The sequence below is a fragment of the Azospirillum himalayense genome, from assembly GCF_042657465.1.
Taxonomy (GTDB): Bacteria; Pseudomonadota; Alphaproteobacteria; order Azospirillales; family Azospirillaceae; genus Azospirillum; species Azospirillum himalayense.
This window is the reverse complement of the sequence record NZ_JBHSLC010000116.1, coordinates 17,311-34,273: the sequence shown is the minus strand read 5'-3', so window position 1 is coordinate 34,273 and position 16,963 is coordinate 17,311. Positions and strand designations below refer to the sequence as shown.

The window sequence follows — 16,963 nt, the reverse complement described above, 5'->3', positions numbered from 1 at the left end:
ATGGGCGCGCTCCTGGGCACGGCTTTGCAGCGTCCGCTGTGCTCGACGATGTGGGCCTTCGCGGTGTCGAGCGGCCAGGGAGTCTTGTAGGGACGCGCGGTGGTCAGCGCGTCGAAGACGTCGGCGATGGCGACGATGCGGCAGGCCAGCGGAATCTCCTCCCCCCGCAGGCCTTTGGGATAGCCGGTGCCGTCGTCCTTCTCGTGGTGGCCCAGCGCGATTTCCGCAGCTTCGCAGATGAGGGGATGCTCGCTTCCCTGCAGCACGGCGCGGCCTCGGCCAGCCGGGCGCGGTCGTCGGGGTCCATCCCAAGGCTTTCGGCGATGACGCGCGAACAGTTGGCGATGCGCTCGATGTGCAGGCCGGTTTCGGGGTCGCGGTACTCGGCGGCGCGGGCGAGGCGGGCCACCAGCTCTTGCGCCTGCTGGCGGAGCTGTGCGGTCGCCTCCTCCACCCGGCTGCGCAGCGCGGCGGCTCGATCACGCAACATCCGCTGACTTAGCCGCCGCTGACTTAGCCGCAAACGCAGGAGGTTCTGCGCCCGGGCGAGCAGTTCCGGCACGATGATGGATTTGGTCAGGAAATCGGTGCAGCCGCTTTCAAGGGCGGCCACCCGCAGCCTCACCGACGTGTCGGCGGTGATCATCACCACCGGAACGTCGGCCAGATGCCACTGGGCGCGGATGCGTTCCAGCGCTCCATGCCGTCGAGGTCGGGCATGACATGGTCGATCAGGATCAGGTCGGGCGTGTTGACGGCCAGCCAGTCCAGAGCGTCCAGCGGACTGCCCATACCGATGGGCTCCGCGCCGTCGATCCGCCGAATGACCGCGCCGGTGATGAACAGCGTGGAGGGATCGTCATCGACGATTACAACCTGCATTTTTGCGTTCGCCCAAGACCACCATTTCGGGCATCATTAGAAAATAATACCCAGCAAAATCTTAGCGAATCTTGCTAAAAATGGTCTTATGCGGGCGAAAAAGCCGCGGCCGGACGGTCCGGCCGCGTGCAGGAGACCTGCTCTGTCGGGTGCGCCTCAGCGGGCGGCGGTCAGACCGCCGTTGGCCGGGGTGCCCGGACGGCTGAAGGCCGCGGCCAGACGGCGGAACAGGCTGCGCAGATAGGCGGCCCTCAGGGCTTCCGCCTGGCGGCGGATGTTGCGCAGTTCCGTGGACGACAGAGGGTTCGCGAAGTTGTCGGCGTTCATGGCTGTCCTCATGGCGGCCTCGAAGGCCGCGGTTCGAAGGGAATGTCTCTGGCTGTGCCGCTCGGGCGCCGGAGTCGGCGGCTGGCCGTGGAAAGGGCCTGCGCGATACTGGCGGAGGGGCGGTGCTGCCTGCCTGGATATATTGACACCACCACCCCGAAAGACGACGCGCCGATAACGCATGGCTTCCATTACTATGATGCAGCGCACAACCAAGAATAAAAGGGAGCATCATCACTCAAGAACACAAGTCTTCGCAGCGCTGTTAAAAGACTTCATCGCAGCGCTGTGACGGCGGACACTTCCGCAGCGCTGCGAAGCGCGGATATCCTGCCTTCCCAGCCTGACAGGAACACGCCGGACCGGATGATCCCCGGTGGACGGGTTGACCGCACTCCACCGCCGCGGCAGAGTCGAGGCCCGCCCCTCGAAGGAAGGGGATTCCGTCGAAGGGGAACCTGCATGCTCCGCCCAGCGCTGCTCGCCCTTGGCCTCCTGGCGCTGCCGACCGCCGCAGCGGCGGCGGGCTTTCCCTGCTCCAAGGCCACCACCCCGACGGAAAAGGCGATCTGCGCCGATCCGGCGCTCTCCGCTCTGGATGGGCGGCTGGCCGCGACCTACCGCGCCGCCCTGGAGCGCCTGTCGGGCGCCAGCCCGGAGGAGGGCGCCGCCGGGGCCGCCGTGAAGGCCGACCAGCGGGCGTGGCTGCGCGAACGCGACTCCTGCGGCGCCGACGCGGCCTGTCTGCGCCGCGCTTATGACGGGCGCATGGCGGTGTTGTCCTTCCGCACCGATCCGGCCACACCGCCGTCGCCCGTCGGGCGCTACGTTGGCCGCTTCGACCATGAGGGGTTCATCGGCATCGCCGCCCTCGCCCTGCGCAACGGGACGGTCGCCGTCAGCGTCAGCGGCGCCGAGCCCACGGCGGGGCGCTGGGTGTGCGACTTTGCCGGCATCGGGCGGCTGGACGACCAGGGACGGCTGACGGTCGGCACCCCCGACGCGGAGGGCGGCGGCCTGATCCTGGTCGCGGAAGAGGGCGGCGCGATCAACATCCCCGATCTGGAGCCCAACCGCGCCGCCAGCGGCTACTGGTGCGGCCACAACGGCAGCTTCATCTGGACCTACCGGCGCACTCCCTGATCCGCGCCGCCTTGCGAAGCGCGTGCCCCGACGCCATTCCGGCGATGCATTGCGCGCAATTCAATAGCGCATAACGAAACACATTGCGCGCAATTCAATTTTGCGCGATGGTTTTCCTCGACAACAAGCGGCAACCCGCTTCCCCGATCGAAACGATCCATCTGTTCGAAGGAGTGCAAACAATGAAGATCCTCTACACGACCAAGGCGACGGCCACCGGCGGGCGTGACGGCAAGGCGGAGACCGACGACGGCCTGCTGTCGGTGGCGCTGGCCGCCCCGAAGGAACTGGGCGGCAAGGGTGGCGCCACCAACCCCGAGCAGCTGTTCGCCGCCGGCTATTCAGCCTGCTTCCTCGGCGCCATGAAGTTCGTCGGCAACCGCGACAAGATCGCCGTTCCGGCGGACGTGACGGTGACCGCCCAGGTCGGCATCGGCCCGCGCGACGACGGCGAGGGCTTCGGCATCGCGGTGGACCTCACCGTGTCGCTGCCCGGCCTGGACAAGGCGGCGGCCGAGGATCTGGTGGCCCGCGCCCACAAGGTCTGCCCCTACAGCCACGCGACCAAGGGCAACATCGCGGTGAACACGGCCATCGCGTAACAGGGCGCGTCACCGGGCGCATAACAGGGTTTCATGCTTGCGGGCGTGTTGCGTGCCATAACCCCATGCGCTATGGGGTCGCGCGCAACAGGCCCGCGACGCGTCCCTGGCTGGGAACCCCCGAACGATGAGCACCGAGAACGACAACCCGCTGCTTCTGGCCAACCAAGCCTGCTTTGCCCTCTATTCGGCGAATCTGGCGATGGCGAGGGTCTACCGCCCGCTGCTGGAGGCGCTGGAGCTGACCTACCCGCAGTATCTGGTCATGCTCCTGCTCTGGGAACGGGACGGCCAGACCATGAAGGCGCTGGGGGAGCGGCTGCTGCTCGACAGCGGCACGCTGACCCCGCTGCTGAAGCGGCTGGAAGGGCAGGGGCTGGTCACCCGCGGGCGCGACCCGGCGGACGAGCGGCTGGTGCGCATCCACCTGACACCGCAGGGCACCGCCCTGCGCGAACGGGCGACGGCGCTGCCGGAGCACATCGCCGCGGCGGCCAACTGCCCACTGCCCGACCTAGGGGGCCTGCGCGACGCGCTGCTGCGCTTGCGCGATTCGCTGAACGCCGCCGCCGACCGGGACTGAGCCCGGTCGCAGACGCTCCGTCAGCCGGCTTCGGCCATCGGCAGACGCGGCGGTTCCTCGGTCAACCGCTTGGCGCGGCGGGCGCGGGTCTCCACCGTCGCGGCGGGGGTGACCGGCACGAAATCGGTGGGCCGGCGGTCGTCGCCGGTGATCGCCCGCATGGCCGCCACGTTGGCGCTCTCCACCGCCTGCGCCTTGCGCACCTGGGCCAGGAATTTGGCGCTCGGCAGCATCACGTAGGTGATCCCCTCAATGCGGGCGCCGACCTTGTCGTAGAGCTTCTCCGCGCTGGTCAGGATGCCTTCCTCGACCAGGGCATCCACCGCCGAGGTCACCGCGCGCAGCGTGTCGCGACGGCGGCTCCACACATTCATTCCACTGTTCTTGATGATCTCGTCCGCCGACAGGGTCATCGCCCTGGCGCCCAGATCGCCCGGCGCCTCCGCCCCCGAATAGTCGTACTCGGCGCTGAGGCGGTTGTAGAGCCAGCGGGACACCGGGCTCTTCAGCCGCATCAGCCACTGGTAGCTGACCGGCTTGAACTCCAGGTTCCGGATGGCCGAGGAGACCAGCGGGTTGAACTGCAGGTGGGTTTCCTCGTCGCCCCCCTCGTCGCCGATCAGGTCGGGACGGGAACGGATGGCCAGCACCGGGAAGGCCGTGGATTCCAGCAGGTTGGCCCCGCGGCCCTTCTTCACCCCCTCCGCCGGCTTGCCGATGATGATGCGCGAGCGCGCCAGGATGGTCAGCGATTCGCGGATGTCGCGGATCGACAGCGTGTGGCCGACCGCTTTCAGTTCGCGCTGAATCTCGTAGAGGGTGAAGCGCATCTGGACCTTGTCGCGGTTCTCGCCGCCCAGCGACAGGCGCGAGCGGTCCATGGCGAGGCGGCGCACCACATGCTCCACCACCTGCTCGCGCTCGGCGGGGAAGACCTCGTACTCGATCTCGGTCTGGCCGTCGGCCTGGGCGGTCCCGTCGTCGCGATTGGCCATGTCGCGGCTGACCTGGTCGCGGTTGACCATCTTGGTCAAACGGGCGGGTTGGATGGTCAGGTGGAAGGTGCTGCCGTGATAGGTGAACTCGCGTTTGATCGACGCGACGAAATTGCCCTTCGCCGGCGCGGTCTCCGCGGACCGCCCGCCGTCGCGCGAGGCGAAGACGTAGCGCGGCGCCAGATCGTACAGCGCGATCAGGTGCGACTGGGAGCGGTCCTCCAGCTCGAACAGAACCAGTTGCAGCGCGCCGGGTGTCGCGATCTTGCTCATCCAATCCCTCCTTGCCCGGCAATGACCATGCGGCGGGAGGCGCGCGCTGACAACCGCTTCGTGACGGGCGACCTCCTTCGGTATGGAGCCTTTGCCCGCGCTTATGGAGCGATGGCCCGCGGATATGGAGCGTTAGCCCGCGCTTTCCCGGCAGGGCGTTGAGATCCTTCGACTCTGTCCGCGACTCCGCCGCCCGATGCGAATCGCTCTGCGCCCAGGAGAAGCAAGGGAGAAGCAAGGCGCGGGCTATCGCTCCATAACCGCGAGTCTCCCCGCGAGTCGGAACTCCATGGGCCGGACCGGCAAGGCGCGAGCAAAAGCTCCATCCCGTGCTCGCTGTCGGACGACCGCCCAGGACGGGTGGGAACGGGTTGGGACGGCAGGGCGCGGGCTGTTGCTCCATGACCGCGGGCTATCACTCCATGCTGGACAGGCGCACCTCCTCCGAGACGCGGGCTGTTGCTCCATAGTCCCGTGCTCCGGCCGCGGCCTGCGGCTCCATACATCCGAATCCGAAGGCGCGGGCTATCGCTCCAGGGGCGCGGGTTCCCGCTCCAGGATTCCGATTCGGCGATGAAGCGCGGGCTGTCGCTCCATTGTGGCGGGCAAAGGCTCCAGGAACGCGGGCCAGGGCTTCAACGGCGCGGGCAACCACTCCATGCCCGTCTATGGAGCGACAGCCCGCGGTTTGAAGAGCCATGCGTCCCTGGGAATCCTGATCCGCAAAGCCATCGGCCCGCAGTCCGTGCGGAGCCGGTCCCGATTGCCTTGCGGAGACCGCATCATGACACCCCGCGACGACACACCATTGGACAACACACCGGATTCCGGCCCGCCCGCGGACACCGGGCGGTGGGGCCGGATTCCAGCATGGTGGCTCGGCCATCCCGCCATCGACGCCGACGGTTTGGCCGTGCTGGCGGCGCTGGCGACCTACGCCAACGCCCGCGGCGAATGCTGGCCATCCCAGGCGACACTGGCCACCGCGCTGAAACGCAGCCGCAGCACGGTGAACCGCATCCTCGGCCATCTCGCCGAATCCGGGGTGATCGGGAGGGAAGCCCGCCGCTCCGCCTCGGGCGGGCGGCTGTCCTGCCTGTACCGGCTGCGGCTGGCCCCCGGCGACGGACCGACTTCGTCGGCCGGTGCAGCGTGCGACCAGGCCGCGATGCCCCCTGTGCAGACACCGGCCAAGGATGTCGCTCCCGCCGACTCCCCATGTGCGCCAGTGCGACAGAAACAGCCGGAATCCGAACAGACTCCGGACTCGCACGCTTCGCGCGGGCCTGCGCAGACTGTGCCGGACGGTTGGATGCCGGATGCCGAGGATCGCGCCTGGGCCGAAAGCCGCTTCGCCGGTGTGGATCTCGATCGTCACGCCGAAGGATTCCGCCTGCGCTGCCAAGCCCACGGCTATCGCTACCGCGATGCCGGAGCCGCCTGGAAAGCCTGGCTGACCCAGGACGCCGCTGCCGGCAAGGCGCCGATGCTCCGACCGGCAGGCCTCGTCACCGTTGCGAAGCCGGCAACAAGCGTCCCCGTTCCCGAACAGAAACTCAGTGCTTGGATGGCTGCCGCGGCGAAGCTCAACGTTGTCCGCGGTCCAACCCCGCAAGTCTGGAGGTGAGGATACACCATGGCCGCACAACCCCGATCCGCCTCGCCTGGGGCTCCGAACCCATCGGTCGTGACCCATTTGCCGTCCCGTCCGCCGCTTCCCTTCGATCCCGCCGCCCCCGCTCATGAGCGCGGTCTGGCCCTGGCCTCGGCGCTGCCGGTGCCGCTCAGGAACCTCCTCGCCTCCGGACGGGTGGAGCGCCGGCCGCGCTTCGGCGACCGCGGTTTCGACGGGGTGACGGAGGACTGGACGCCGCCCGACGGGGTGACTGGCCAGCACGCGCTGATGGCGCGGCGGGCGCTCGACGAGTTGACCGGCTCCATCCTGGCCCCGGCGTCGCCGGACCATCTGCTGGCTCGCATCCTGGCCCTGCTCAGCCACTATCCGGCCAAGGGCACCGCGCCGGAGGTGGAGCATCTGGTCGCGCTCGACTGGGCGGAGGATCTCGGCGAGTTCCCGGCCTGGGCGGTCGACGCGGCGGCGCGGACTTGGCGCCGGACGCAGAAATGGCGCCCGTCCATCGCGGAGATGCGGGCGCTGTGCGAGGAGGCCTGCGCACCGGAATGGGCGCTGGCGCGGCGGCTGTCGGTGATCGCGGCGGCGGGAAGCGCGACCGGAGACGGGGCGGGCGAGGGGGCGGGCCCCGGCCGCGCCGGACGGCTGCGCGCGCTGGCCGGGGGAGCGGTCCGGCGGATGGGATGAGCTGACCGCCCGGCCGCGCCGCTTACGGCGTCCGCTCCTCGCGGATCGCCCGTTCGAAGGCGGCCAGCATCTCCACCCCCTCGGCGCCGAACCGCCGCTCGATGGCCTCCCGCACCGCGGGCTGGGTCACCTTGCGGAACGCCTCCGCCTCGCGCGGGGTCAGCGTGTGGACCTCCATGCGCTGCGCCAGCGGCGGCAGGCCGCGGTCCGAGGATTCGATCAGGCGGCTGAGGCCGCGGCTGGCGACGACGCCCAGCCGGGCGGCGTTCATCACGGCCGCGCGGTCGCTGGGGGCGAGGTCGTCCAGGAACTTGGCGTTCATCACCCAGACATAGGGGAGGAACAGGTGGTTGCTCAGCGTCAGGTGGCGCTGCACCTCGTCGAAGCGGGCGAAGCGGACGATCGGCACAGGGTTCATCTGGCCGTCCACCGCGCCGGTGCCCAGCGCGTTGTAGAGGTCCGACCAGGCGACGTTGACCGGAGTGCCCCCCAGGCTGCCGATCATGGTGCGGTGCGTCTCCAGATCCATGGTGCGGATCTTCAGCCCCTTCATGTCCTCGGGCTGGCGGATCGGGCGCTTGGAGTTGGTGATGGTGAACAGCCCGCCGGGATCGCCGAAGCCCAGCACGGCAAGGCCCGCCTTGCGCCGGATCTCCTCGGCCAGCCGGTGGCCGAAGGGGCCGTCGAAGACGTCGTAGGCGTTGGCGACCGAGGAATAGGCGAAGGGCAGGTCGATGACCGCCAGCATCGGGTAGAGCGGCGCCACCCCGCCGACCGAGGAGATGGCCGACTGGATGGTCCCCTGGCGGACCAGCTTCACCGCGTCGCCGTCGCGGCCCATCTGGCCTTCGGGAAAGATCTCCACGCGCACGCGCTTCTCGGTCGCCACCTCCACATGGTTCTTGAAGACGATCGCCATGGCCCCGGCGGTGTTGTCGAAGGCGTCGTTGCGGTTGGGGTGGGCCAGCTTGATGACCGTCTCGGCGGACACCCCGGCGGCGGCGAGTGCCAGCGCCAGTACCGTGCAGGCGGCCAACAGCCGCGCCGTCCATCTGCTTTTCATCGCGTCCTCTTCTGGCTACTTGGTCTTGAAATGCTCGGCGGGGTCCCAGCCGTCGCCGGGCGGGTCGGCGATCAGCCGCTCGCAGCGCGCGATGTAGAGCCGGGCCAGCGCCGCCACCTCCGGCTCGTCGGCCAGCGGCCGCAGCAGGTCGAGCGCGGCCGACCAGCGCCGGCCGCGGTAGAGCGAGACGGCGACGTGCCACTGGCGGCACAGGTCGTGGGTCTCCGGCGGGCGGGCGAAGGCCGAATGCGGATCGAGCGCGCCGACCAGCTCGAACAGCTCGATCGGCGCCGACAGGCCCGAGGGCACGGCGAGATCGACGGGCCGGAACAGGAAGCGCCCGCGCACCGCGTGCTCCACCGCCCCGGTGACCAGGATGCTGGTGCCGTAGACCTTGTTCAGTCCCTCGATGCGCGAGGCGAGGTTCACGTGGGAACCGAGCGCCGTGTACTGCATGCGGTCGGAAGAGCCGACGTTGCCCACCACCACCTCCCCCAGATGCAGGCCGAAGCGGGTCGGCATCGGCGGCATGCCGGCGGCGAGGCAGGCGTCGTTGATGGCGCGGTTGACCGACAGGCAGCCGAGCGCGGCGAGGCAGGCGTGCTCCGCATGGTCCGGGTCGGGGCGCGGCGCGTTCCAGAAGGCCATGATGGCGTCGCCGATGAACTTGTCCACCGTGCCGCCATGGCCGTGGATGCAGGCGGTCATCCGCTCGAAATAGGTGGTCAGCCGATCCAGGACCTGCTGCGGCGGCATGGCTTCGCTGGTCGCGGTGAAGCCGGCGATGTCGCTGAACAGGATGCTGAGGGGGCGCGTCTCGCCGCCCAGCTCGCCGCCGTCGCCGGTCACGATGATGTCGCGCACCAGCGCTTTGGGCACATAGGCGCCGAAGCGGCGCAGTCCGCTCTTCATGGCCTCGACGGCGCCGGCCAGCTCCGCCACCTCCTGCACGCGGGTACGGACGGCGAAGCGGCCGTTCAGGTCGAAATGGCGGATGCGCTTGGTCTCCGACACGATGTCCTGCATCGGGCGGGTCAGCCGGTGCGACAGCCAGAGCAGCAGCAGGACCGAGACCGCCAGCAGCCCGGCGCCGATCACGACGATGCGGTAGGTGGCGCGGCGCAGCGAGCCGACGAACTCGTCCACCTCCACCGCCACGCCGACGGTCCAGCCGCTGCCGACCCCGTCGGTCAGGGTTGCGAACTCGACGATGTAGTCGCGGCCCAGCGGCCCCAGCGGGGCGATGAAGCGGTCACCGGCCCCGTTGTTGCGGTGCTCCACCGCCTCGGCCAGCACCGGATCGGGGAAGGTCGCGGTGGTGTGGAGCGCCGCCGCAGCTCCGTCGCCACCGACCAGCAGGTCGGCCCGGTTGTGGCAGATCACCCGCCCGTTGCCGTCGATCACGAACACCGCCCCGGAGGGTCCGATGCGCAGGGCGTCCAGCCGGGCCGCCAGCCGGTCCAGCGAGACGTCGGCCCCGATGGTCCCGATGGGCACGCCGTCGTCGGTGGCCATCCGGTAGGAGACGGTGACCACCGGCCGCCGGGTCGCCGGCAGCACGAAGGCGTCGGACATCACCGCCACCCCGGCCTTCTGCGCCGCCACGTACCAGGGGGCGGTGCGCGGGTCCTCCGTCGCCTCTGCCCGCTCCACGCCGGTGACCTGTCCCCAGGAGCGCAGGTAGAAATAGGAGTCGGCGAACCGTCCCGAACTGGAATCCTGCATGCGCAGGGCGAGCGCGCTGCCGGACGGCGGGATGGCCGGGCCGAAGCGCCCGCCGTCGGGAGCCAGCCGCGCCATCTGGAAGAAGGCGCCGTCTCCGGCGAAGCCGACATAGAGCGAGGCGAGCTGCGGCAGGGTGGCCAGGGCGTCGGAGAAGTAGCGCAGCGATTCGATGCGGCGCAGCCCGTTCCGGTCGATCCGCCCGAACCCGGCCATCGCCTCGGCGACACGGGCCACCGGGCTGACCAGACCGTTCAGGTCGTTGGTGACCGTCTGGGTGGTGCGCGCGATGGACTGCGACGCCACCTCCAGCGCGGTGCGGGAGTTCTCATGATAGAGGTAGCTGAGCATCACCGCGATCAGCGGCACCGTCGTCAGCAGGAAGGCCAGCGCGATTCCCACGCGCAGGCGTATCCGGTACGGCGTTTGGGACATCGGGCGGTCTCCGGAGGGCCAATATTGCGGTGACATGAGGAGCCTCAGCCGCCGGCCGGGGCCGACAGGTCGCGGACGAAGAGGAGGCGGTCATGGCCATCGTGCTTGGGCTTGCGCGCGAAGACATGCATGCCGACCGACAGCATTCCGCGCACGCTGGCCGTGTTCTCGGGCCGGACGGTGGCGAACCAGTAGCGGTGCCGGTCCGGCGGCAGCACCCCTTGGGCGGCGGTTTCGATCAGGCGCCGGTGCAGGCCCTGCCCGCGCCGGTGCGGATGCACGAGGATGCCGGTGAAGTGCAGCGCCCGGTCGAGGTCACCCTCCGGAAGGCCGTAGTCGCGGCCCAGATTGTTGGCGGCCCGGCCGGGAAACTGCACGGCAAGGAAGGCGGAGAGCGCGCTTTCGGTCAGCGCGCCGAGCACCACGCCATTGCCGATTTTCGGCCCCGCCAGCATGCCCGACAGCTCGGCCTCGCCGAGCGGGTGCATCAGCGGGCCGCAGGCTTCCCGTTGCAGCGCCAGGACGGCGCCCAGCGCGCCCGGGGTCAGGAGGGCGAAGCGCAGGCCGGTCATCGTCCTCCCTCCCGCCGCCGGCACGCCGCGCGGGACGGGACGGTCCGCCGCCACGTCAGCAAGACGAAGAGCAGCAGGCTGCCGGCCAAAAGCCCGCCGATCAGGCCCACCCCCTCCGGGCCGGCGCCCAGAGGGACGGCGGCGGCCAGCGTGCCGAACAGGATTGGCCCGGCGGCCTGCCCCAGCTTGCGGGTGTTGACGTGCAGGGCCAGCACGGAATCGCGCCGCCGGGCCTCGCGCGCCGCCAGCAACTCGACATGGCGGATCTGGGCGGACAGGCCGAAGCTCTCCGCAAGGCCGATCAGGAACACCGTCGCGAAGGCCGTCCACAGCGACGCCTGGAGACCGAACAGGGCCAGGGCCCCGGCGATCATCGCCGCCGACAGCAGCGTCACCCCCGGAATCGGCAGGCGCCGCGCCGCCATCCGGGTCAGCAGCGGCCCGGCCAGTACGACGCACAGGCCGTGCAGCAGGTAGGCGCGGCCCACCGTCGCCGACGAGAGGCCGAGGTCCGCGATGAACAGCGGCAGATAGAAGGGCAGGAACATCGCCGCCACCGCGGTGGGCAGGGAGATCAGCGCCAGGAACAGCGGCACCTTGATGCGCCGGTGCCGCGGGCGGACCGTCGCGCTGCCGGGCGAGGGAACGGCTGCGGCGGCGCAGTGCGCGTCCGGCGGGACGGTTCCGGGCAGGCGGGGAACGCCGAAAGCGGTGTAGAGCAGCCCTGCCAATGGGATCAGGGCGCCCGCGGCGAAGACCGTCACCGCTCCGTAGGTGGTGGAGAGCAGGGCGCCCGACACGGCTCCGCAATTCACCCCGGCGTACATGCCGGCGAACAGGCCGGATTGCAGAGCCGAGCTGTCGGAAACCCCGCGCAGCCGCCCGATCAGGGCGTTCGCGGCGATCAGCCCGGCCATGCCGCCCGCTCCGCTCAGCCCGCGGGCCAGGACGAACAGCAGCGGGTCGCCGGCCACCGCCGCCACGGCGGCCAGCGCCATTCCCGCCGCCGCCGCTGCGAAGCCGGCCAGCGAGACCACGCGCCAGCCGAACCGTCCGGTCAGCCGTCCGGCGGCCAGCGCCGCCGCGACCCCGAACAGCATTTCCGCCGTCAGGGGCGCCGCGGCGACCTGGGACGGCGACAGCAGGGGGAAGGGGTTTCCGCCGAAGCTGGTCATCAGCAGCGGGACGAAGGACACCGGCAGAAAGGCGCCGAAATACATCAGAAAGGCCGAGAAGCGGATGGAGCCGGCGAAATCGCCGGTTCCGCCCGTTGCGGCCCGTCCTTCGCCCAACTGCCGGGCCATCCGCGTCCGCCCGCCGAGCGCGCGGTCCATCTCGAACATGAACAGCAGCGAGGTGACCAGGATGGTCGCCATGTCCAGCCCGAACTCGGTCAGCTGCGCGGCCACCCGGTCGCCGTCAACGACGGCCACCAGCTCGCGCGCCTCGCCGCCGCGGTCCTGGGCGAGCGGCCAGCGCAGCGTCACGTCCGGCATGTCCGACAGGAAGGGGATGCCGGACACCATGTGACGGCCATCGTGCGCCGGCGGGCTTGCGCCGGGCGCGGCCAGCTCAATGGATTGCAGGGTGGGCATGCTGGCGCGGATGCGCTCGAAATAGTCGTCCACCCCGGCCAGGGACTGGTAGTCCAGCCCGCGCCGGACCACCGACTCGAGGTCGTTGCGGATCATCCGGGCGACGATCTGGGTCGCCTGTTCGGCGGCCTCCAGATGGGCGGTGGAGATCAGCGTGTAGCATTCCGCCGCCGCCGCGGCCTGGGCGGCCAGCATGGCGCCGAGCGCCAGCAGCCGGCGCAGGCGTTCCAGCCGGCCCCGGCGGCCTTCCGACGCGCGGCGCAACCCGAAGGCCATCACCAGGCCGGTCAGGCCGAGGAAGCCGACCGTCCCCAGCCCGGTCCACAGGAGCTGCGGCAGGGTGCGGTCGCGGAACTCCTCGACGCGGTCGTCCACCCTGGCGCTGTCGGACTGGACGATGAGAAAGCCGGCGGGAGCGTCGGGCTGCCGGCCGTTCCGTTCCACCTCGCCAGGATTGCGGATCGGCAGATAGAGGCTGTAGATACCGTGGTCGGGGTCGTGCCGGAACCAATGGGGACGCCGCTCCAGCTCCGCACGGGCGCGGCGCAGTGTGGCCTCCGCCATCGGTTCCACGGGCCGCCCTTTGGCGGCGGCGGCGACGCGCCCGTCCGCCACCGCCACCCCGATTCCCCGCGCCCAGGGCAGATTGGCGGCGAGCTGGTCGAGGATCGCCTCCAGCCCGTAGAAGTCGTCGAGCGGCTTGCCGTAACCCAGCGCGTCCTGGATGTTCTCCACGGTCTTGCCGCCGACCACCGCGAAGGCGGCCATCAGAGCGCCCGCGTAATTCTGGCGGAAGGAGCCGAGATTGATGCTCAGGCTGAAGGCCAGCGTCACCCCGACCAGCAGAACGGATACCAGGAAGGCGCGGAGGGGGCCGGAGCGTCCGGACGGGGCGCCGGGTGAGGCCATGGCTAGAGCACTCCGTGCAGTGAATCCGCCGCCAGCAGCGCCGGGAAGGGGATGCGGTAGCCGATGGCCGCCGCGGTCGCCGCGTTCCAGGCGATGGAGGGCGTGTCGAAATAGACCTGCGGCAGGTGGCGCAGCGGCTCGCCGGCCATGACGCGGGCGAGGGTGGCGGCGCCGAAATGGCCGATGCCCGCCATGTCGGCGCGGGCGATGCTCATCAGCGCCCCGCGCTCCACCTCCTCGGGGCCGAGCTGCGAGAAGGTCGGGATGCGGCGTTTCAGGAAGGGCCGGACCAGCGAGGAAAAGCGGTCCAGCGGCCAGCGCCCGTAGGTGATGTAGACGGCATCCGCCTCGCGCGACAGCGCCTCCCAGGCGGCGGTCAGCTCGACCTCGTAGCGGTATTGCTCGAGATGGTCGATCGGCGCGCGGACGTGCCGGCGCACCAGCGCGAAGCCGATCCGCTCGGCCGTCGCCTCGATGTCGGGCAGCGAGGCGATGGCCCGGCCCGTCGGGCTGTCGTCGTAGGCGATGCCCAGCCGCCGGAACTGGAAGGTCTTGTGGAAGATGGACAGCTGGCGCTGGAACCGCCGCGGGTCGAGATGCGCCCACACATGGTCGCGCCCGGTGTCGGCTTCCGACACGACGATCCCGGCGGCGACCGGGTTGGTGCAGGAGAAGGCGAGGACCGGCACCCGGTGGGCGTCGGTCGCCAGGGCGACGCCGGCGACCGTTCCCATGACGATCATCAGGTCGATGTCGCCCGGGGCCTGCAGACGCCTCACCAGCGCTGAGGCCCCCTCGGGGGTCAGGTTGGTGACGTGGGCGTCGGGGACGAAGTCCAGGACCGGGCTGCCGGCGTGGGCGGCCAGCCAGGACCACAGGCCGGCGGTGTCGGTCTGCCCCGGCCGGTAGGGCATGCTGGTCAGCGGGCCAGTCCAGCCCATCCGCTCCAACTCGCCGAGGATGGCGGCGAGCGTCGCGGCGTAGTTGCCGTAGGGCATGGATTCGGCGTAGCCGATGCGCCAGCGCCGCGGCACGTCCCGGACCGATGGGAGCGGTCGGGGGGCGGCCAGCACCGCGGCCGGCGGGCAGAGGGCGCCGAGGCCGGCGGCGGCAGCGCCGGCCATCCAGCCGCGGCGGGTGATCGCCGCGGCTCCGGCTTCGTCCGCAAGGGCTCGGCGGTCGGACGGTGGGGCGGCTGGGTTCATTCCGTCTGCTCCTTCCCTGCGGCGCTCGACCGGTAGCGACGGACGACCCGCGGCCCGAGAAGCGGGATTGCGCTGGGGCGCAGCCCGGACCGCGCCGCGATGTCCTCCACGGTGATCCGGTGATCGCCCTGCCGTCCGATCAGGACCGCCTCGTCTCCCGGCTGGACGCCGGGGATGTCCGTCACGTCGGCCAGCAGGCTGCTCATGAAGGGGCGCGCCAGGATCGGCGCCGGGCAGCCCCGGATCAGGAGAACCCCGCCGGCCAGCCGGTGCAGGTGATGCCCGTCGGAGAAGCCGAAGGGCAGCACCGCCACCGGCGCGCGCCGGGGGGCGACGCTGGAGGCGTAGTCGGCGGCATCGCCCGGCTCCAGCGCCGTCACGCGGGTGACGCGGGCCTTCACGCTCATCACCGGGGCGAGGGGGAGAGGCTGGTCCCCCTCCACCATGCGGATGCCGAACAGGGCGGCGCCGCAGCGCACCGCCGTGCAGCCGATGCGCGCCGCAGCCCCGGTCAGCAGGGGCCGGCCGAGCGCCGCGCTGCTGAGCGCGTGGACCAGCGGCGGCAGCAATCCGGCGGCCCGCACCGCCTCGACCGCCTCCCCGAACCGCTCCAACTCCGCCAGGCCTCCGTCCTCGTAAGGGCCATAGGCGCCGGACAGGTGGGTGTAGAGCCCTTCCAGCCGCAGCGCCGGCGCGCCGGCAACCGCGGCCAGCAGGTCGGCCAGGTCCGCCCGCGGCGCCCCGAAGCCGGCGAAGCCGGTGTTCACCCGGACATGCACGTCGACCGTTCGTCCGGCGCGGTTGGCGGCGGTGGCGAGCGCCCGCGCCTCCGCCGCGCTGGTGACGGTGGCGCCCAGCCGGTGCAGGGCGGGCAACCGCAGCTGGCTTTGCAGCGGCGGGTCGATGACGAGGATGGGGGCCGTCACGCCGGCCCGCCGCAGGGTGATGCCCTCGCCCATGTCGGCGACCACCAGCCCGTCGATCCCGAACCGTTGAAGAGCCCGCCCGACCGGTCCGGCGCCGTGGCCGTAGGCGTCCGCCTTCACCACACCGAAGACCGCCTGACCGGGGGGAAGGCCGCGGCGCAGCCGTTCCAGGTTCCGGCCGAGGGCGTGCAGATCGATGTCCGCCCAGGCGGTGGTGCTGCCCCGCCGGCCCGTCCGCGTTCCCGTCATGCAAGGAACTTCGCGCTGATGTCGGTCGAGGATTCCCTGCCGATCTTCTCGAAATGCTGGTCGAGGAACTCATCGGCCTTGTGGCGGCCCGTTTCGAACATGTACATCAGGAAGTCCCAGTCGGCATTCAGCTTGCTGGTGACGCCCAGCTTCTCCACGACCTCTTCGGCGTCGACGGTGTGGATGTGCATCTTCTTGTGCTTCTCCGGGCTCAGTTCGCCGGTGTCGATCAGCTTGGAGACGAAGTCGACGACGCGCAGCTCGCGCATCATGCTGGAGTTGAAGCTGAGCGTGTTGACGCGGTCCATGATCTCGCGGGCGGTGCGCGGCGGCACCGGCACGCGGACCGGGTTGATCTGGACGATCAGGATGTCGCGGCTGTCGCACTGGTCGATCAGCGGGAACAGCGGCGGGTTGCCGGAATAGCCGCCGTCCCAATAGAAGGCGTTGCCGACCTGCACCGCCTGGAACAGGAAGGGCAGGCAGGCCGAGGCGAGCACCGCGTCCACCGAGATGTCCTTCGGCCCGAACACCTTCAGCCGGCCGGCGCAGACGTCGGTCGCCGCGATGAAGGTCTTGCAGGCCGGCGCCTTGCGCAGCCGCTTGAAGTCCACCACGTCCGACAGCACGTCGCGCAGCGGGTTCATGTTCATCGGGTTCAGCTCGTACGGCGACATCATGCGCGACAGCGCGTCGAACATCTGCCAGAGCGGGGAGAAGTCCATGTTCCCCTTGCTGAACATCTTGTCGAGCGGGGTCGGCTGGAGCGGCCCCTTCTTCGCCTCGTCGGAGATGCGGCGCCAGAACTCGCGCAGCTTGCTCCGCGCCCCTTCGTGGCCGCCGACGGTCAAGCCATAAGCGGTGACGGCGCAGTTCATGGCGCCGGCGCTGGTGCCGACGATGCCGTCGATGGTCAGGCGCCCGTCCTCCAGGATGCGGTCGATCACCCCCCAGGTGAAGGAGCCGTGGGCGCCGCCCCCCTGGAGCGCGAGGTTGATCGGCTTGGCGCCCTTCCGGTTGGCGAACTGGACGGCGGGGGCGGGCATGGTCTGGTCGGGCATGGATGGCTCCGGTCGTTGGCGTCCCGGTGGAGGCCGCCAGGGTTGGCAATGGTCGTGGGATCGGTCGCGCCTGGGCGTGCGGCGTGCGGCGTGCGGCGCGG

At 70.6% G+C, this 16,963-nt stretch carries 15 protein-coding genes and 1 pseudogene; 5 read left to right on the top strand and 11 right to left on the bottom strand.

Going from position 1 to position 16,963, the window contains the following annotated elements; translation table 11 throughout:
* Positions 1 to 92: 92 nt before the first annotated feature.
* From ACFPMG_RS31785 to ACFPMG_RS31775, 3 genes and pseudogenes are all read right to left on the bottom strand, one after another.
* Positions 93 to 266: pseudogene (locus ACFPMG_RS31785) on the bottom strand (HD-GYP domain-containing protein); the annotation flags it as partial.
* Between the two features lie 379 nt (positions 267 to 645).
* The gene (locus ACFPMG_RS31780) at positions 646 to 882 is read right to left on the bottom strand and encodes a response regulator (RefSeq protein ID WP_376999744.1); all 237 of its coding nucleotides are present in this window, start codon (positions 880 to 882) and stop codon (positions 646 to 648) included.
* Positions 883 to 1,038: 156 nt separating this feature from the next.
* Positions 1,039 to 1,209: an RSP_7527 family protein gene (locus ACFPMG_RS31775; protein WP_376999742.1), complete on the bottom strand. Its 171-nt coding sequence runs from the start codon at positions 1,207 to 1,209 to the stop codon at positions 1,039 to 1,041.
* A 462-nt stretch (positions 1,210 to 1,671) separates the two neighbouring features.
* Here ACFPMG_RS31775 and ACFPMG_RS31770 point away from each other — a divergent pair, with 462 nt between their 5' ends.
* The 3 genes from ACFPMG_RS31770 to ACFPMG_RS31760 all read left to right on the top strand — a co-directional run bounded on the left by ACFPMG_RS31770 (position 1,672) and on the right by ACFPMG_RS31760 (position 3,537).
* Complete coding sequence (locus ACFPMG_RS31770) at positions 1,672 to 2,352, top strand: lysozyme inhibitor LprI family protein (protein WP_376999740.1); 681 nt, start codon at positions 1,672 to 1,674, stop codon at positions 2,350 to 2,352.
* Positions 2,353 to 2,534: 182 nt separating this feature from the next.
* Entirely contained in the window at positions 2,535 to 2,954 is a 420-nt protein-coding gene (locus tag ACFPMG_RS31765) for an organic hydroperoxide resistance protein (RefSeq protein WP_188260497.1), read from the top strand.
* Between the two features lie 127 nt (positions 2,955 to 3,081).
* Positions 3,082 to 3,537: a MarR family winged helix-turn-helix transcriptional regulator gene (locus ACFPMG_RS31760; RefSeq protein ID WP_376999738.1), complete on the top strand. Its 456-nt coding sequence runs from the start codon at positions 3,082 to 3,084 to the stop codon at positions 3,535 to 3,537.
* A 20-nt stretch (positions 3,538 to 3,557) separates the two neighbouring features.
* Here ACFPMG_RS31760 and ACFPMG_RS31755 read toward each other — a convergent pair whose 3' ends face one another.
* On the bottom strand, positions 3,558 to 4,805 hold the full coding sequence (locus ACFPMG_RS31755) for a plasmid replication protein (protein WP_376999736.1): 1,248 nt from the start codon (positions 4,803 to 4,805) through the stop codon (positions 3,558 to 3,560).
* A 784-nt stretch (positions 4,806 to 5,589) separates the two neighbouring features.
* Here ACFPMG_RS31755 and ACFPMG_RS31750 point away from each other — a divergent pair.
* A complete protein-coding gene (locus tag ACFPMG_RS31750; protein ID WP_376999734.1) occupies positions 5,590 to 6,432 on the top strand; it encodes a helix-turn-helix domain-containing protein in 843 nt (280 codons plus the stop codon).
* A gap of 60 nt (positions 6,433 to 6,492) precedes the next feature.
* Positions 6,493 to 7,125: a hypothetical protein gene (locus tag ACFPMG_RS31745; RefSeq protein WP_376999732.1), complete on the top strand. Its 633-nt coding sequence runs from the start codon at positions 6,493 to 6,495 to the stop codon at positions 7,123 to 7,125.
* Positions 7,126 to 7,147: 22 nt separating this feature from the next.
* Here ACFPMG_RS31745 and ACFPMG_RS31740 read toward each other — a convergent pair whose 3' ends face one another.
* The 7 genes from ACFPMG_RS31740 to ACFPMG_RS31710 are packed head-to-tail and all read right to left on the bottom strand — an operon-like array spanning position 7,148 to position 16,862.
* Positions 7,148 to 8,188, bottom strand: coding sequence for a TRAP transporter substrate-binding protein (locus ACFPMG_RS31740; protein WP_376999730.1), 1,041 nt, complete (start codon positions 8,186 to 8,188; stop codon positions 7,148 to 7,150).
* 15 nt (positions 8,189 to 8,203) lie between these two features.
* Entirely contained in the window at positions 8,204 to 10,345 is a 2,142-nt protein-coding gene (locus ACFPMG_RS31735; protein ID WP_376999728.1) for an adenylate/guanylate cyclase domain-containing protein, read from the bottom strand.
* A 44-nt stretch (positions 10,346 to 10,389) separates the two neighbouring features.
* On the bottom strand, positions 10,390 to 10,917 hold the full coding sequence (locus ACFPMG_RS31730) for an N-acetyltransferase (protein ID WP_376999726.1): 528 nt from the start codon (positions 10,915 to 10,917) through the stop codon (positions 10,390 to 10,392).
* Positions 10,914 to 13,421: an MFS transporter gene (locus tag ACFPMG_RS31725; RefSeq protein ID WP_376999724.1), complete on the bottom strand. Its 2,508-nt coding sequence runs from the start codon at positions 13,419 to 13,421 to the stop codon at positions 10,914 to 10,916. The genes ACFPMG_RS31730 and ACFPMG_RS31725 overlap by 4 nt, the downstream gene beginning before the upstream one ends.
* Positions 13,422 to 13,423: 2 nt before the next feature.
* The gene (locus ACFPMG_RS31720) at positions 13,424 to 14,626 is read right to left on the bottom strand and encodes an ABC transporter substrate binding protein (protein WP_376999722.1); all 1,203 of its coding nucleotides are present in this window, start codon (positions 14,624 to 14,626) and stop codon (positions 13,424 to 13,426) included.
* On the bottom strand, positions 14,623 to 15,801 hold the full coding sequence (alr, locus tag ACFPMG_RS31715; RefSeq protein WP_376999720.1) for an alanine racemase: 1,179 nt from the start codon (positions 15,799 to 15,801) through the stop codon (positions 14,623 to 14,625). Before alr ends, ACFPMG_RS31720 begins: the two co-directional genes overlap by 4 nt.
* The gene (locus ACFPMG_RS31710) at positions 15,798 to 16,862 is read right to left on the bottom strand and encodes a patatin-like phospholipase family protein (RefSeq protein ID WP_376999718.1); all 1,065 of its coding nucleotides are present in this window, start codon (positions 16,860 to 16,862) and stop codon (positions 15,798 to 15,800) included. Before ACFPMG_RS31710 ends, alr begins: the two co-directional genes overlap by 4 nt.
* Positions 16,863 to 16,963: the final 101 nt, after the last annotated feature.

Coding starts and splice junctions, on each gene's coding strand:
- ACFPMG_RS31780 (WP_376999744.1), bottom strand. CDS start 882: ATGCAGGTTGTAATCGTCGATGACGATCCCTCCACGCTGTTCATCACC.
- ACFPMG_RS31775 (WP_376999742.1), bottom strand. CDS start 1,209: ATGAACGCCGACAACTTCGCGAACCCTCTGTCGTCCACGGAACTGCGC.
- ACFPMG_RS31770 (WP_376999740.1), top strand. CDS start 1,672: ATGCTCCGCCCAGCGCTGCTCGCCCTTGGCCTCCTGGCGCTGCCGACC.
- ACFPMG_RS31765 (WP_188260497.1), top strand. CDS start 2,535: ATGAAGATCCTCTACACGACCAAGGCGACGGCCACCGGCGGGCGTGAC.
- ACFPMG_RS31760 (WP_376999738.1), top strand. CDS start 3,082: ATGAGCACCGAGAACGACAACCCGCTGCTTCTGGCCAACCAAGCCTGC.
- ACFPMG_RS31755 (WP_376999736.1), bottom strand. CDS start 4,805: ATGAGCAAGATCGCGACACCCGGCGCGCTGCAACTGGTTCTGTTCGAG.
- ACFPMG_RS31750 (WP_376999734.1), top strand. CDS start 5,590: ATGACACCCCGCGACGACACACCATTGGACAACACACCGGATTCCGGC.
- ACFPMG_RS31740 (WP_376999730.1), bottom strand. CDS start 8,188: ATGAAAAGCAGATGGACGGCGCGGCTGTTGGCCGCCTGCACGGTACTG.
- ACFPMG_RS31735 (WP_376999728.1), bottom strand. CDS start 10,345: ATGTCCCAAACGCCGTACCGGATACGCCTGCGCGTGGGAATCGCGCTG.
- ACFPMG_RS31730 (WP_376999726.1), bottom strand. CDS start 10,917: ATGACCGGCCTGCGCTTCGCCCTCCTGACCCCGGGCGCGCTGGGCGCC.
- ACFPMG_RS31725 (WP_376999724.1), bottom strand. CDS start 13,421: ATGGCCTCACCCGGCGCCCCGTCCGGACGCTCCGGCCCCCTCCGCGCC.
- ACFPMG_RS31720 (WP_376999722.1), bottom strand. CDS start 14,626: ATGAACCCAGCCGCCCCACCGTCCGACCGCCGAGCCCTTGCGGACGAA.
- alr (WP_376999720.1), bottom strand. CDS start 15,801: ATGACGGGAACGCGGACGGGCCGGCGGGGCAGCACCACCGCCTGGGCG.
- ACFPMG_RS31710 (WP_376999718.1), bottom strand. CDS start 16,862: ATGCCCGACCAGACCATGCCCGCCCCCGCCGTCCAGTTCGCCAACCGG.